Raw genomic sequence first — 16,423 nt, forward strand, 5'->3', positions numbered from 1 at the left:
TATGCCCTTTTTAGGGGGCATAAGCTATTTGCACTTTTTGTACACTATATTGCATAATTTTGATAGTGAATTGATCGTTTTTCAACCACTTTCACATCCCGGTTTCGAATGAACCACCAAATGCCGGTTCCAAACTCCGGTTCACTTCAATATTATGCCGTCACGACTTGACCCGATTCCGCTGCTTCCGCCGCTTTTTTCGTGCGACGTTTGCCGTTCCAAAGGAAGAAGCCCAATGTGAGCAGCACCGATGCACCCGCATAGATGGCGAGTATTCCGGCCTGATGCCACATCACGTCAAAGTTGCCGCTGGAAACGACGGCTTTGAAGCCCATGATGCTATGCGTCATCGGCAGCCAAGGGCTGAACGATTGCAGCCAGCCTGGAATCAATTCCACCGGGAATGTTCCGGCGCTTGCCGCCAACTGGAATACCAGCAGCAGGATGACCACGTAACGCCCAGGCAGGTCGAGCCAGGTTACGAGCGCCTGCACGATAAACATGAAGGTCAGGCCCGTAATGATCGTGAACAGGTAGAACAGCGGCACGCTGTGCGTTTCCAGACCGAGACCATAGAGCATAAAGCTGGCCACAATGACCGACTGGAACACGCTCATGCCACCAAAGACAAGTGTACGGCTGACAAACCGGCTCCAACCGGATGCGTTCGGCACGGACGTGTCACGCATTTTTAGAATGATCGTGGAAATGAGCGATCCAACGAACAACCCGATCGACAGGAAGAACGGCGTCAGTCCGGTACCATAGTTGGATACCCCTTCGGCTTCGTTCTCCGAAGAGTTCACCGGTTCGGCGAACATGCTAACCACATCATCCGTTTTCTTCACTTCCGACGTTTTGTCGGCAGCGTCATTCAGTTTGGTGGCAAGCTCGCTAGAACCGTCCTTCAGTTCGGACAAGCCGTTTGACAGCTTGCCTGCACCATCGCCGAGCTGTTTCGATCCATCGGTCAGCGTGCTGACACCGTTGCTGAGCTTGCTCACACCCGTTTGCAGCGCGCTTGTGCCTGTACCCAGCTGTTTGGCACCGTCCGCCAGCTGCGTGCCGCCGCTCGCGGCTTCGCCCAGCTTGGCGGTGAATTGTTTCAGCCCGTCGGACAACTTCGCGCCGCCTTGGCTAAGTTGACCGGCTCCTGTCAGCAGCTGCTGCTGACCGTTCACCAGTTGGTCTGCACCGGCAAGCAATTGTTTCTGGCCGTCATGCAATTGGGCAGCCCCTGCGGCAAGCTTCTGGTTGCCCTCATGCAATTGCGCTGCCCCTGCGGCCAGCTGCTGCTCGCTCTCGTGCAGCTGCGCGCTGCCGTCGGCTACGGCCTCACTTGCAGCCAGCAGCTTCTGCACATCCTCGCTTGCGGCCAGTTCCGGATTCGACGCCGCAAGTTGCTTCAAGCCGTCGGCAACGCTTTTCGCTCCGCCGGCCACCTTTTCGCTGCCGTCCACCGCAGACTGCAGTCCGTTTGACAGCTTGCTGCTGCCCTCCACTGCGCTTTGCAGCCCTTCGGACAACTGGGCGCTTCCCTGTTCGGATGATTGGAGCCCGGTTTGCAGCTTGCTCGTTCCATCCAGGGAGGACTTAAGTCCTGCAGCCAGCTTGTCGCTGCCTTCTTTCAACTGGTCCGCACCGCTTTGCAGCTGCGTTTGGGCCGCTGTGTGAAGTTGATTCAATCCGGACACCAGGCTCGCCGTTCCTGTTTCGAGCTTACTTGCGCCGGTATGCAGCGCACTGACGCCATCGCTCAGCGGAGACAATCCTTTTTGGAGTTCCAATGTCCCGTCGGCCAGCTTCGCCAAATTATCCTTGAGCTTCACTGCGCCGTCGTCCAGTTCGCCAGCACCGTCCGTCAGCTTGCCTGCGCCTTCGCCTGCATCAGCCAATCCGTCCGATACTTCGGAGAACTTGTCGAGCAGCGTCTCCGCATAGGCCTCGGTCACTTTGGCGGACACCTTCGATTTCAGGTCCTTGATGGCCGTTTTGCCGATCTGCGCACCGACGAAGCTGTAATTGCCGTTCGGCTCGTAGATCAACTCCGCAGGCTGCGGTTTGTCGTCCAGCAGCGTTGTCGCCTGGGACGAGAAATTTTGCGGAATCGTGATCTGCATGTAGTACTTGTCATCCTGAATGCCTTTTTTGGCTTGCTCCGCGGATACAAAGTCCCACTTGAAGTCATCGTTCTTTTTGAGCTCGTCGATCAGATCGTTGCCGATATGAAGGGATTTGCCTTCAAGCTCAGCTCCTTTGTCGAGATTGACCACCGCAACCGGCATCTGATCCACTTTACCGTATGGGTCCCAGTATGCGGCAAGGTAGATACCGCTATACAAAATAGGAATAAACATGACAGCAATGACGGGGATCAACACCTTCGGGTTTCTCACGGCCGATCCCACATCCTTGAAAAACACGGATAATGATTTCAATTGGTTTCTCCCCTTACTTCTCTCTGCTCATGGAGCAGGACTTATTATGAAATTTTCAGAAATACGGAATGACCACTTTCCCCAAACGGTCAATCCAGAGCAAAAAAACAACCTGTCTCCCGACAAGCCTCACTGCCGCAACCTATGCATGGATCATGCTCCTCAAACGCCATTCTACTATTATAGAACAAGTATGGTTTACGTTGCTGCAGCAATTCCTTCCATTAAAAAAAGGCGAAAATGATTCTTGATTTCCTCTTTGCCAAGAGGTTCATGCTGTTTGTTCCAATCCGAGGTCAGCGCAATGTACAAGCGGATCATCATAAAAGACACGATGTTCGGATCGCAGTCCTTGATTTCCCCGCGCTCCTTTGCCTTCTCCAAGTGACTGGCCAAAAAGTCGGAAATGACCTTCTCTACTTTTTCCAAGCCGTCCTTGGCCTGCAGCGTCCCGAAATCCTTCAACTCCTGGGAAAGCTTCACAAGCAGCTCATGATCGCGTCGGAATTCCAGCAACGAGTCCAGCACCCGAAACAAATTATCAAAAAACGTGCTCTCCCGGTGAACCTCCCTGTGGGCAATGTTCTTCATTTCCTGGATCACTTCCACCAGAATCTGGTCGAACAACTGCTCTTTATTCGTGAAAAAAGTGTAGATCGTCCCTTTGCCGACATTAGCGATCTTCGCCACCTGATCCATCGTGGTTGCCTTATAGCCGAACATGGAAAACGACTGCGCAGCCGCCTGTATCACCTGTTGTCTCCGGTCGATCGGAGCCATCTCTCCCCCTCCTTTGCATGTTATTCCACTTATGAATGACCAAAAATACAATTTAGTCATTCGGTCAAAAGTTACAATACCATCATATTGAACAGATTGCAAGACTAACATCCCAAATTTGTGTTAATTTTTTTTAACCGAAATGCAGTGGAAACCGTTCCTGTCGTCGTCTATAGTTATGGTGTCATACTCAACACGGGCAGACATGAAGTCTAGTGGTATCAGAATCGTAAAAACGTGTAAACATTAATGAATGAACATCATTCATCATTCCACTGTATATCCATGTAGTAACAAGCCTTAGGCACAGCGATAATCGTTATATATGAAAACTTATGAATAAAGGTGAACTCATGCGAAAACCAAGAGTACTCTTGCTATCGGAAGGTTTCGGCACCGGTCACACTCAAGCCGCCCATGCACTTGCGAGCGGCATCAAACAACTCAACCCCCAGGTTCATAGCCGCGTCATCGAACTCGGAAAGTTTCTTAACCCTACGATGGCTCCGCTGATCTTCTCGGCATACCGCAAGACGTTATCCGTCCAGCCCAAGCTGGTCAGCCTGCTTTACCGGACACAATATAATAAATCGCTGAACGGCTTCACCAGGCTTGCTTTGCACCGCATTTTTTATACGCAGACGGCCCAGGTCATTTCCCAATTGAAGCCGGATGCCGTGATCTGTACCCATCCTTTCCCGAATGCGGTCATTTCCCGGCTCAAGCGCCAGGGGCTCAACATTCCGCTGTATACGCTTGTCACGGATTACGATGCCCATGGTACCTGGATTACGCCTGAAGTAAACCATTTTCTGGTCCCTACCTCTCAGGTCAAAGCACTGCTTGAAATTCGCGGCGTTGATCCGGCCCGCATTCGGGTCACAGGCATTCCCGTGCATCCCGATTTTTGGGAGCAGGGCGACAAAACGCTGATCCGGCGCGAGCTTGGCCTGGAGCAAATGCCCACGGCCCTGCTCATGGGCGGAGGATGGGGACTCTCCTTTGACGAAGACCATCTAAAGTCGCTTGCATCCTGGGCAGATCGCATCCAGCTGCTCTTCTGTCTGGGCAGCAATGCCAAAATGATGGCGAAAATGAAGGAAATGCCTTGCTTCCAGCATCCCAATATCCGCATTATCGGATACACCCGGGAAGTCAGCAAGCTGATGGATGCGTCCGACGTGCTCATCACGAAGCCTGGCGGCATGACCTGCACGGAAGCGATGGCCAAAAAATTGCCCATGCTGTTCGTGCCGCCCCTTCCCGGACAGGAAGAGGAGAATTGCGAGTATTTCGTACAAGCAGGATACGGCCAAGTCATTCACTCACCTGAAGTCATCGCGAATTATTTCGGGCAATTAAGCACGGGAGGCACGTTATCGCCAGAGCCTTCAAGCCAGAAAACGATTCATTCTCCGAAAACACAAAGCTATGATCCGACGTGCTGTGCCCAAACGGTTCATGACTTATTGTTCCCGATGGCAGCAGAATTCATATCAGCGCCCAAGGAGCTTGTTTCAGCCGGAATTACAGCCAGATCTTTGTCAGGTACCCGTTTGCCGTATTAACCTCTCTATGACCCCTTAGAATCGATCTGAGAGGACATTAGAAGAATATGCACGAAATAAATTTGTACAGATAAATAAGGTCCTCGTCCATCAGCATGGACGGGGACCTTGTCATTTTAATGAACGATCACCGAATAACTACCGCAAAAAAGGAAATACTTAACGGTGAATATTCGAAATAACGCCCTGCAAATTCGCTTTTTTCCCGAGGGAAAATCGTTGCAAAAAACATCGATTAGTGAACTACCCTGCCTGTTTGCAGAATTAAAGGGCCTTTATTTATAAAAAGTATGATTTCCGATGGTCTTGACTTTTTTCTGCGATTTGGCGACCGTCAAGTCGTCCGCCAGCGTCAACGAAAGAAAATAATACGTATTATCCGGTACTTCCTTCGTTCCATTCAACGCGGCATTCACGGCCCTGACACACTCCTCGTTCGGAGTTACGCGATCCAGGCGCCCGTTAGCCACAGGACTGAATTGGGATTTTTGATAGATAACCTTGTGAATGGTATCGGGAAAATTGGCTGACCGCAGCCGGTTCAAGACAACGTTGGCCACTGCCACTTTGCCTTCGTACGGTTCGCCTTCCGCTTCTGCCATGACGATTTTCTGCAGCAGAAACAGCTCTTTATCGGACACAGTATACGACCAGGTGGCTGATTTCCGGTCTTCCTGACTGAGCAGTTTGGTCCGCGTAAAGTATAGTTTGTGGGGGGGAGTTGTCGTTGCAGCAGCCGCTTTGGCCTTTTTCGTTCCGGCCAGCTTTAACGCAGCTTCTTTCTTCGCTTTGGCCTGAGCTGCAGCCTGAACCTGTCGTTTGGCCTTGGCTTCCTCTTTCTCCTGCTTGTCCAAGGCAGTCGTGAACCATTTTTGCGCAGGTGTCGCATGTTTCCAATCGGACTGGAGGGTCGTGCTTGCGGACAGACTGGTCCTGTCTTCCATCACTCGCCTATCTCCTGCGGCAACGGATTGTCCGTCAGGCCCTGGCGCCGCCACTTCGCTCATTTGTTTGCTTTCACTCGCCTCATTCCATTTCCCGGATGCCTGAACTAAATTTACCCCCAATATGCACACAAGCAGCACAGATAACATCGGTGCTACCCAACGATTTTTGTTTATAAGATCCATCTCGAAGATTCCTCCTGTCGCAGCAATTCCCTAAACTAAGTAACCTCAAAAAAAGAAATTGAATAACGTTGGCTAATATTACATAGGGATAAACGTAATGTCAATGTGATTTTATGTAAAAATACTTATTTACAGGAAAATGAAAACGTATCCACGACCTCGTACATGGGGATTTGTCCAAGCCTTGTCACATAAAGTACAAACCCATCTACCGTCCATGAATTCACAGGAGAGGAATGTCCAGGGAGCAGGTCGAAAATACCATTTTGCGTATGTTCTGGAACCTGACCCACAAATTTGCGCGCCATCGTGATGTGCGGGCGATACGGTCTCAGCTCTGCCTGAAAACCCAGTTGGGCCGTTGACTCCACGATATGTTTTTGCAGAGAGTGCAATCGCTCCACGTCTCCGCTAACACCCTTCCACAAAACCTTCGGTGCACGTTCAAGCCCGAATGTCCCCCAGTCGGATATGTTCAAGGAAAACGGTTGGAATGCCAAGCTTGCCTCCCTCAGCACTTTCTTCAACTTCCCGATTTCGGCAGAAGGCGTATCTCCCAAAAATTGCAAGGTAATATGGTAGTCCCTATGATCTGTCCATTTGCGAAAATCGAGCCTGGTCTGCGCCCATTCCGCCTCCAACCGAAGAAATTCCTGAAGTTTGGACGGCAAACGAATCGCTGTGAACAATCTTTCCCTCCCATGGGAAACACCACCAAAACTATTATGTAAATCATTACTCATTGTATCCACCCCGCTAAAGTATGATCTATTATTCCATATTCAAAGAGATTCTTTCAAGTCGCCTACGTCCAGATTGACATAGAACAGAGCGATATTCATGAGGCTTCATACCTGCCTTCTCTGCACATTCTGCTCAAATTTGTTAAAATTAAATCAGACTACATTCAAATTCAGGAGGGCAATCATGGGTAAAATCGTATGTTTTCCAACATTATCCAAGGAACAGAAACAACGGATTACGGATGCTGCACCTGGTTATTCGCTCATTGTCGGCAAAGCCAAAGAACTGGATCCCAAACAATTGTCGGAAGCCGAGATCATTGTCGGCTGGTCCCCATTGATCACTGAACACGTTTTGTCGCAGGACAGTCCGTTGAAGTGGATTCAGGTGTGGTCCGCGGGTGTCGACAGCCTTCCCTTTGCCCAATTGGAACAAAAGAACATTCGGGTCACCAGCGCCAACGGCGTACATGCCGTTCCCATCACCGAAATCATTTTGGGCATGATGCTTTCCCATAGCCGTTGGTTAAGACAAGCTATGCTGCATCAACAGCATGCCGAATGGACATCCCCAGGCAAGCCGCTGCCCGAATTGAATGGCAAAACGGCCGTCATCGCCGGCGTCGGGGAAATCGGAACGGAAACCGCGAGAATCCTCAAGGCCCTCGGCATGAAAGTCATTGGCGTGCGCCGTTCAGGCAAGGACACTCCCCATGTGGATCGGATGTACGATATGTCCGGCTTCCACGAAGCGTTGGCACAGGGCGACTACATCATTAACATTTTGCCGCTTACCGATGAAACGCATCATGCATACAATGATGCCGCGTTCGCGCGCTGCAAACCGGGAGCATGCTTCGTCAACGTGGGACGCGGTCCCAGCGTGGACACCGCCGCCCTTCTTCGCGCATTGGATAACGGATCACTGGCTTTCGCGGCACTGGACGTCTTTGAAGAAGAACCGCTGCCCGCCGACCATCCGTTGTGGAGCAAGGAGAACGTGCTGATCACGCCGCATATTGCCGGCAGCACGGAGCTATACACCGACCGGGCATTGGATATTTTTATCGATAACCTGCAAACGTATCTGGAAGACGGGTCTTTGCACCGCAATCTGGTGGATTACGAGCACAAGTATTGAATCAGGCAGCACAAAGAACCTCCGAATCCGCTGCGGCGTTCTGCCTCGGATCGGAGGTTCTTTTATTTGGTCGTTATTCGCTGCACAACCAGACGTGACGGATAAACGTGCCTTTCCTGACGGTTCGATGCTGCAGCACCCTCCATCCCGCCTGCTCCAGGCGATGTTCCACCCTTTCGGTGGAAACGATGACTGCTCGTCCCGACAATCGGCGCAGGCTCGTCAGCATCATCCGTTGTTCCTCATCCGGCAGCACCGAGCAAAGATTGTACGGCATGTCCAGAATCGCCGCATCGTATCTTCCCTGGAGGTCGTTCATGTCCCCGAGTGCAACGAGTTCCGAATCGTAGCCGTAATGGGACAGATTGACCCGGGCCCCCTGAACCGCAAGCGGGTTCAGATCATTGCCTTCGGTTTCGATGCCCATCGATAAAGCTTCGATCATCACCGTGCCCATCCCGCAGCACGGATCGAGCAAACGGCGGTTTTCCGTTTCGGGAAGCGCAATGTTGACAAGCGCCCTGGCGAGATGGACAGGGAGCCCTGTGGAGTAATTTTGCGGCTTATGCCGGTGATCGTACCAATCCCGGTCTGCTTCCGTCCATCGACCGAAGAGCCATTTTCCGCCAGCCTGTATTAGGCCAAAAGTCATTTTTGGGTGTTTCATCCTAGCCGTTCCGCGAATGCACATGCCGATTTCCCTTTCCAACAAACGCGCTTGCTCGAAATCGGGCATGTCGTCCCCTTCTTTCAAGCAAACCACCTTGAACGTCTCACCCTCGGCCAGACGAATCGCTGCAGCGATCGGCTGCAGTTCGGACACCGTTCTCTTTTCGGCGATGATATCCAGCCTGCCCCGGATAAACGGGCTTCGCCCAGGTGCACTGCGAATCGCGGAGCGCACATAAGAGCGGGCAGAATCATCCATTTCTACTCCGGAAAGCAGCATCGTTTCCAGTTCAAGCGCACAAATTTCACGCTCGTTTTCATGACAGGCAAAAGTATACAAATACGGGGTATTGGCGCCGACATCGGCAAGCTTCTCTTTCACAATGTTTATCCGTCCTTCATGCTTCTTCTATAATAAGAAGATTATATTTTCAGTTTTTCGATGGAAGTGAGCAGATCGCCGGACAACGCCTTCAATTGCTGAACATTGCCGCTGATCGTTTCCATTGAGCTCACCTGTTCCTCGGCCGAAGCCGATACTTCCTCCACGCTCGCTGCCGTTTGCTCGGAGACCGCCGAAATCTGTTGACTGAACCCGTTCATCCTTGCACTGGCTTCCTGCATGCCCTTCAGGCCTTCCGTCATCTTGGCGATCACAACGACCATGCTTTCCACCGATTCGCTAATGTTCCGGAACAATTCGCCCGTCGCCTGAACCTGTTCCTGTCCGCGCTCCGTCTCCTGCACGCCCAGGCGCAGCTCTGCCACAACACCCTGCGAATCCTGTTGAATATCTTCCGTAATGGCCGTAATCTCCTCCACCGAGGCTTGAACGGCTTCGGACAGGCTGCGCACCTCTGCTGCCACAACCGCGAACCCTCGTCCGCTCTCACCTGCACGCGCAGCCTCGATCGAGGCATTCAATGCAAGCAGATTGGTTTGGCGGGCAATGTCACGAATGACCTGGACCAACTTGGAAATATCCTCGTTTTTCCGATCCAGTTGTTCCATTTTGCTCATCGAAGCAAAGACGGTACCGGCGATCAGCCGCATCTGCTGCACCGATTGCTCCATCACCATACGGCCATTCAAACCTTGCTCAAGCACCTGATCCGACATGGCCTGAAGCCGTCGTCCCTGCTCGGCATGCTGTTGAATATGGCTGTTCAGCCCCGTCACCGCCCGTGTCGATTCCACGGCAGTCATCGCCTGGCTTTCGGCCGCCCTGGCCGACTCTTCCATCGTTGCGGCGATTTGCCTGCTGCCGATTTTGACCTCCTCGGATGCAACCGTAAGATCAATGCTCTGACGATTGACCGACTCCGCGATCCGTCTGACGTTCAAGACCATGGAGGTCAGATTGCTTTTCATTACATTCACGGCTTTTGCCAAAGCGCCCACTTCATCCTCGTATTTGGTATGTACGTCCTGCACATTCAATTGGCCTTCAGCAATCAGTTTAACCGCGCTGATCACCCGGAGAAGCGGCCTGACGACCTGCGAGCGAATGATCGGGATGGACACGGCGGTAATCAGGATCATGGCCAGCACTCCAAGCATGATGGTGATTCTGCCATCCTGCACGATGCGGATGGTTCGCGCCGCAGCGATATCCGATTGTTCCCGATTATACTCCACCAGGTAATTCAGGTTCACCTGCAAATCATCGAAAGAGGCAGCCCCTTTTTCAGATACTTCCTTCGCCAATTCCGTCTGTCCTTCGTCGCTTAGCTTGATCGCCTGCACGTTCAGTTTAAGGTAGGCCTCCCATTCGGCTTTGAAATCGGACCAATGCTGCTGCTCCTCATCGCTTTTCGCCTTCTGATCATAAATTTTGATCGTCTGGGCCGTTTCGCGTATATATGTGGTCCGTTCTTCGGACAATGACTTCTTTTCCTCTGCCCGTGCATCAAAATGGCGGTAGCTGAGCGACAGAATATGCTCTGTCGTATAATTCAGATGGTTGATCTGCTGGATCGCCGGCATCCATTTGTCCGTTATATCGTTCGTATTCGCCTCCATCGAATTCAAGCGGCCAATCACCGTGACGCTTAGAACGATTAAACAGAGGAGTAACAGATAAAACGCGATGCTGATGCGCAGGCCGATGCTCTTGATCCTGAATCTGCCGAACATTTGGTTTCCCCCTTGTGTTTGATGTGGCCATGAATTCGTTTTCGAACCTTTTGTCATTGATTTACCCTACTATGGTCATCTTGCAAAAAAAACATATATTAGACGCAAAAAATTATAACATGATATTTTGCAAGACATGCTTGGTTTTGTTAAATCTATGCCTGCATGTTAAAGAGCTGCAGCACACGGGAAATCGCGTCCTGCAGCTCCTCTAATAGTATCACAAATCGGCAATCCGGTTGCCTGAAAATGGATCGTTAAGCCTTGCATGAATGAGCAAACACGCATTCAGCCAACAATCGGTAGGAAGACAGTCTGCGTTCATAATCGGGCCCGCCCGTGACGGCAAGCAGCTGATGGGTTCCCAACCGGCCTGCGAGCCCTTTCAGCTCCGTCCATACCTGATCCGCCGTACCGGCATAATGCCGTTTCGGGCCTTGTCCTCCGGAAGGGGGAGCTTCATCAGCCGAAGGGACTGCTTTCGAATCGGCTCCGCGGGATTGACGTTTCCGCTCCATCTCCATGCTCCAATCGAGCGCCTCTTGTTCCGTCTTCGCACACAGCACGCTAACGGCAACCATGACCTCGGGCTCTGTCCGGTCGGCACTAGGGATGAATCCATCCCGATAACGACGAACCGCCTCCAGGCCGTCCGTATCGCTCATGAATTGGCCAAAGGCGTAACCCATGCCGAAACGCGCCGCATATTCGGCACTCTTCATATTCGTGCCCAGCATCCACAAGGATGGCGATTTGCCCGGAATCGGTCTTGCCCGTACGGGATGCTCCTCGTAAGCATAACGGTCCTCGAGCAGCTGGGTCAGGGCGGTTAACGATTCCGGAAGCTTTGAGACGTGCTGCAAATAATTGCCGCTTAGCGCCATCGCCGCATGAGGACCTCCGCCAGGGGCCCGGCCGAGGCCAAGCTCGACGCGTCCAGGGTAAAGCGCAGACAGCAGCCGAAACGATTCGGCGACCTTCAGCGGGCTGTAATGCGGCAGCAGCACCGCCCCGGAACCAAGGCGGATGCTCTTGGTCAGCGCCCCCACATGGGCGAGCAGCACCTCCGGCGATGCCGAGGCCAGCTCCTCCATATCGTGGTGCTCCGACGTCCAATACCGCGAATACCCCCATGCTTCGGCATGCTGCGCCAACATGACGGCCTGGCGCAGCGCCTCTTCTGCCGACGCTCCACCCAGCCTCGGCACCAGGTCAAGCACGCCGAGACGAGCCTTCTCGCGAACGCTCGCGCCAGTACTTCTTTCTGCCTCCACAGATCTGTCTATAGTCAAATCGTTCCCTCCTTCCCATACTAAACTTTAAACACATTAGCATTCGCATTTGTGCAACGATCTCAAGCACATTCGCATTTATGCAACGAACCCAACCACATTCGTATTTACGCAATCAATTTCAAGAAAATTCGCATTTACGCAAATCCCATAGAATACGACTGCTCCCATGCTGTTGGCAGCAGATTAGTCCAGATCGTAAATGGAGCCCACTTTCAGTCCGTACAATTCATTATATATTTTCTCGGCAAAGGCATCCGTCATGCCCGCGATGTAATCAATCACCATATGCTCCCACGTCCAGATCGGCTGTGCCTTGGCCTGATCCTTCTCATAGCGCTGCAGCCAATCGGAAGGAATGATCGATTTCGACGTTTCGGGATCAAGGAACGCATCCCACAGCCGCTTAATCATCCATTCGCTGCGTTTCTGCAGCCGTTGTACCCGCAGGTCGCGAATCATCGTTACCCAGGCAAAGCTTTTCAGCACACTCACCGTGCGCAGCATGTCGAGATCCTCGGTCCCTTCGCGCACGAAGGTTACTTTCTTCCAATCCCCGTCATCGATGACGCCCAGGCTGCCCACGAAGAGACTGACCCAATACGCCTTGACCTCGCGGCGGGTGCGCGAATAATCATGCTCGCAGAAAGGCATTTTCTCATTCCAGACGCGCAGGAACGTCACCAGCACCTCATCTACTTTTTGCGCAATCGCTTCGCGGGTCCAGCCGCTCCAGAACGAATCCTCCAGCGTCGTAATTTTGTCCACGATCAGCTTTTTGATGTGCGGATCTTGCAAAAAGTGCTCATGCACCTCGATTTTGCCGGCCTTGATGCCGTCTTCCAAATCATGCGCAGAGTACGCGATGTCGTCGCACAAGTCCATGAGCTGCGCTTCCAGCGTTTTTTTGCCTGCCGGGATATCCCAGCGGTTCCGCACCTCGCGGATGTACTGCCATTCATGGTGATACATGCCCTTCTTGCTTTCCGTGCCCGGGTACGGGTACTTGTTGATGCCGAGCAGCACCGCGTCGGACAGGTTCAGCCCGTCGATATCTTCGCGCTTCTCCAAAAACATGATCAGCCGGAAATTGTGTGCATTTCCCTCGAAATGCTCATACTTGCGCTTTAGCTCGGCCCGGATTTCCGGCTCCTGCTGCGGCGATTTGGCGCCACGGCTTTTCTTCATGATTCGTTTGACCTCGGTATTGATGAGATCATCCAAAATGCCATCCAGCACTTCCTCCCCTTTATGCCCAAACGGAGGATGTCCGAAATCATGCGCGATCGCCGCACATTCCACCACTTCCGAATCGATGATCAGGCCGGGGCTGTCCGCCTGTCCCAGATCCACCTCGGGATACCGACGCAACAGGCTGCGGGCCGCTTCGCGCGCAATCTGCGCCACTTCCAGCGAATGGGTCAGGCGCGTCCGGTAATAATCGCCCGTTCCTGCGCCAAACACCTGCGATTTGCCCTGCAAACGGCGAAAGGTAGGCGAATGGATCAAGCGGGAATAGTCCCGTTCATACGCCGCTCGGGCACCATCCTGTTTCGCAAGCTCGGGATACTGTCTATGTTCTCTCAGATCGTTCCATTGCATGTTGATCACTCCTAGCCGACTGTCTCTATTTTGAGTGATTATACACAACATCAGCGGTTTCGAAAAGCAAAACCTATCTGAGATTGTCATCTCTTCTCACATCATTTTGTGAAATACACTCATCTCCTTCCATTATACCCTGTCAGTCTATCATGCGTGCACCTTCCATCGTACAAACAACTCATGCCATGGTACGTTGATTACAGCCAATGCACAAAAAAAGCGATCCGCAAACCGTGTCGTCTGCGAGTCGCCCATGTGATCATTTGTGCCAAACTCGGAGGAGCTTACCTTTTCCATGCCGGCGAACTGACGACGCCGTATCTGCGGAGGGCTCTGCGCCCAAACCAGTTGAACAGCCTGTCGGTGGCAAACCCCATAAAGCCCAGGCAGATCAAACCAACGAAGATCCAGTCTGTGCGGAAAAAGAGACGCGAATTCCAGATCAGATAACCGACACCTTCATTAGAAGCAATCATCTCCGCCCCGATGATGGCCATGTAAGAAGTCCCCATGGCGAGCCTTACTCCGGTAAAAATATATGGCGTTGTGGCCGGTACTACCACATGCAGCAAAATCTGCCACTCACTAGCGCCCATGCTGCGGGCGGATCGGATTTTATCTTCCTCCACGGCAAGCACGCCGGTTAACGTATTAAGAATGACGATAAAAAAGGTCGCATACATGATCAGCGCGATCTTCGACTGCTCGCCAATGCCAAACCAGACCAGGAACAACGTAATAAACGCGATCGGCGGAATAAAGCGGATAAAGTTCAGGAACGGCTCTGCGAACACGCGAATGACGTGCACCTGGCCGATGAGCAGTCCGATCGGAATGGCAATCAGACTGCCGAGAACCCATCCGATCAGCACGCGTTGAAAACTGATGGCAATGTAATGCACCAACGTGCCGTCGGCAATCAATTCCTTGGCGCCCAGCACAGTGGCCCACGGTCCGGGAATGACGTCCGGTCCGTAGATCAACGCCCCCGTCTGCCAGATGCCGAGCACAACCAACCACAATATCGGGACCGTCACCCATTTGCGTTCCAACCATTTCATGGCATCCTTCCTCCTATTCCCCAAAATGGCTGCCGATCCGCTCATAGAGCGCCCCGAATTCCTCGGAGGCGATATTGCGCGGATAAGGCAAATTCACGTCATAGATATCCGTAATGTTGGAGGATGGCCCCACAGACATAATGCCGATCCGATCGCCGAGCAGCAGCGCTTCCTGAATGTCATGGGTAACGAAAATGATCGTCTTGTTCGTTTCCCGCCAAATGTTGACCAGTTCCTTCTGCATCGTCCGGCGCGTCATCGCGTCGAGCGCGCCGAACGGTTCATCCATCAACAGGATGGCCGGATCGTTTGCCAGCACCCGGGCAAGCTGCACGCGCTGTTTCATGCCGCCGGACAGCTCTCTCGGAAATTTGGATTCGTGGCCGCTCAAGCCAACCATCGCAATGAACCGATCCGATATCGCCCGGCGATCTCCCTTGGGCACATGTGCCATGCGCAGGCCGAATTCCACGTTCTCCCTGACGGTCAACCATGGGAACAGCGAGGAATCCGCCTGCTGGAACACCATGGCCCGGTCTTTGCCCGGTTTGACGACCTCCCGTGCATTGACCTTCAGCTGTCCGCCCGATTTCGAAACAAACCCTGCGATCATGTTAAGCAGCGTCGATTTGCCGCAGCCGCTCGGTCCAAGCAGGACAAAGAACTCTCCTCCCCGAATGACCAGGTTCACGTCTTTGATAATATAATGGACATCCCCTGCCGCCACGTCGTTGTAGCTTTTGCGAAGCTGCTCGATCTCAATGGCCGATACCGTCGCCGATGTTGACATATGCAAGCCCTCCTTCATATACGATTCATCTATTTTCCGTAAGTGACCTGGTCCGGCAGCGCCCTGCGCAGCGGTTCCAGATTCAATTTGCTTCCGAGATCGAAATCCTGTTGAATGATGCCGTTATCGACCATGTATTGCTTCTGGCCAGCCAGGCTGTCATAGGCCGCTTGCGTGAAACCGACCTCCCACGGATTGATCGGCAGATCTTTCAGCGTTGCTTCCTTCGGCTGCTTGGTTTCCTTGTACAGCAAATCGGCCACTTCATCCGGATGGGCCTGCGCATATTCCGAAGCTTGGCTGAGCGCCTTCAGGAAACCGCTAATCGCTTCAGGGTTCGATTCGATGAATGCATCGCTCGCCACAAGCCCCATGCCCAGCCGCACCGACGTTTGCGACATATCCGTCAGTTGGTGCACGTTGTCCAGTGCATCGAATTTGTCGGTCAGCGCCGAACCGATGACCCAAGACGCATCCAAATCGCCTTGCTTCAACGCAATGTATGCTTCGTCAAAAGAGCCCTGCCCCACCTGCGTGGCGTCCTGAACCGCCACGCCGTTATCCTTCAAATATTCATCCCATAGATACGGAATGAACGTGCCCCGCAGAAAACTCAGCTTCTTGCCTTTCAGATCGGCGGCAGATTGGATGTCGTTGTTCACGTACAGCTTCCAGGCCGCGGCCGCCTGATCCGTTGCCTGCCCGGCCGAGGCGATGATGGAGTAGTCGCCCTTGGATATGGCGTTTAATACGGGAAAGTCCGCGCCGTATGCAATATCGACCTGGTTGATGAACAAGGCGTTGACACCTTCAGCAGGTGTGCCGAACGTAATGCTCTCAGCGTCAATGCCTTGCTCTGCAAAGAATCCTTTGGCGATACCGACGCGAAACGTCGGGTTGCTTGCCGTATCGGCAATCCGGATTTTCACCTTGGCCCCGCCTGTTTCAGCACCGCCTGTTTGGGCTTCAGCCTTTTCTCCCGGAGCGCAACCGGACAGCACCAGCATTGCCGTTACAAGGAGCAGCATGGATGTATGAATGAATGTTTTTTTCACGAGGACCCACCTCTT

General features: G+C 52.7%; 13 protein-coding genes. 2 read left to right on the forward strand and 11 right to left on the reverse strand.

Features of this window, described 5'->3' with window-relative positions:
- Positions 1–152: 152 nt before the first annotated feature.
- The gene (locus RSX24_RS27325) at positions 153–2,438 is read right to left on the reverse strand and encodes a YhgE/Pip domain-containing protein (RefSeq protein ID WP_236415248.1); all 2,286 of its coding nucleotides are present in this window, start codon (positions 2,436–2,438) and stop codon (positions 153–155) included.
- A gap of 198 nt (positions 2,439–2,636) precedes the next feature.
- Positions 2,637–3,218: a TetR/AcrR family transcriptional regulator gene (locus tag RSX24_RS27330; RefSeq protein ID WP_236415250.1), complete on the reverse strand. Its 582-nt coding sequence runs from the start codon at positions 3,216–3,218 to the stop codon at positions 2,637–2,639.
- A 353-nt stretch (positions 3,219–3,571) separates the two neighbouring features.
- Between RSX24_RS27330 and RSX24_RS27335 the strand changes: the two genes are divergently transcribed.
- Positions 3,572–4,786 carry an MGDG synthase family glycosyltransferase gene (locus RSX24_RS27335; RefSeq protein WP_236415252.1) on the forward strand — a complete coding sequence of 405 codons (1,215 nt, stop codon included), beginning with the start codon at positions 3,572–3,574 and terminating at the stop codon, positions 4,784–4,786.
- Between the two features lie 275 nt (positions 4,787–5,061).
- Here RSX24_RS27335 and RSX24_RS27340 read toward each other — a convergent pair whose 3' ends face one another.
- Both RSX24_RS27340 and thpR read right to left on the reverse strand, forming a co-directional pair.
- Complete coding sequence (locus RSX24_RS27340) at positions 5,062–5,916, reverse strand: cell wall hydrolase (protein ID WP_343262341.1); 855 nt, start codon at positions 5,914–5,916, stop codon at positions 5,062–5,064.
- Positions 5,917–6,041: 125 nt separating this feature from the next.
- Positions 6,042–6,605, reverse strand: a complete 564-nt coding sequence (thpR, locus tag RSX24_RS27345) for an RNA 2',3'-cyclic phosphodiesterase (protein ID WP_236415256.1) — start codon at positions 6,603–6,605, stop codon at positions 6,042–6,044.
- 238 nt (positions 6,606–6,843) lie between these two features.
- Between thpR and RSX24_RS27350 the strand changes: the two genes are divergently transcribed.
- Positions 6,844–7,800: a D-2-hydroxyacid dehydrogenase gene (locus RSX24_RS27350; protein WP_343262342.1), complete on the forward strand. Its 957-nt coding sequence runs from the start codon at positions 6,844–6,846 to the stop codon at positions 7,798–7,800.
- A 73-nt stretch (positions 7,801–7,873) separates the two neighbouring features.
- Here the strand turns inward: RSX24_RS27350 and RSX24_RS27355 are convergent, their stop codons facing one another.
- The 7 genes from RSX24_RS27355 to RSX24_RS27385 form a co-directional block, all read right to left on the reverse strand.
- Complete coding sequence (locus tag RSX24_RS27355; RefSeq protein WP_438286894.1) at positions 7,874–8,854, reverse strand: RsmD family RNA methyltransferase; 981 nt, start codon at positions 8,852–8,854, stop codon at positions 7,874–7,876.
- 38 nt (positions 8,855–8,892) lie between these two features.
- Positions 8,893–10,605 (reverse strand): methyl-accepting chemotaxis protein, encoded by a 1,713-nt coding sequence (locus RSX24_RS27360; protein ID WP_236415262.1) that lies wholly within the window; start codon positions 10,603–10,605, stop codon positions 8,893–8,895.
- Between the two features lie 257 nt (positions 10,606–10,862).
- Positions 10,863–11,891, reverse strand: coding sequence for an MsnO8 family LLM class oxidoreductase (locus RSX24_RS27365; protein WP_343262372.1), 1,029 nt, complete (start codon positions 11,889–11,891; stop codon positions 10,863–10,865).
- A gap of 192 nt (positions 11,892–12,083) precedes the next feature.
- Entirely contained in the window at positions 12,084–13,499 is a 1,416-nt protein-coding gene (locus RSX24_RS27370) for a deoxyguanosinetriphosphate triphosphohydrolase family protein (RefSeq protein WP_343262344.1), read from the reverse strand.
- Between the two features lie 287 nt (positions 13,500–13,786).
- Positions 13,787–14,563 (reverse strand): ABC transporter permease, encoded by a 777-nt coding sequence (locus RSX24_RS27375; protein WP_236415265.1) that lies wholly within the window; start codon positions 14,561–14,563, stop codon positions 13,787–13,789.
- Between the two features lie 13 nt (positions 14,564–14,576).
- Positions 14,577–15,353, reverse strand: a complete 777-nt coding sequence (locus RSX24_RS27380; RefSeq protein ID WP_343262345.1) for an ABC transporter ATP-binding protein — start codon at positions 15,351–15,353, stop codon at positions 14,577–14,579.
- A gap of 29 nt (positions 15,354–15,382) precedes the next feature.
- Positions 15,383–16,408, reverse strand: coding sequence for an ABC transporter substrate-binding protein (locus RSX24_RS27385; RefSeq protein WP_236415269.1), 1,026 nt, complete (start codon positions 16,406–16,408; stop codon positions 15,383–15,385).
- Positions 16,409–16,423 lie beyond the last annotated feature (15 nt).

The sequence above is a fragment of the Paenibacillus hubeiensis genome (genome assembly GCF_032334105.1).
Taxonomy (GTDB): domain Bacteria; phylum Bacillota; class Bacilli; order Paenibacillales; family Paenibacillaceae; genus Paenibacillus; species Paenibacillus hubeiensis.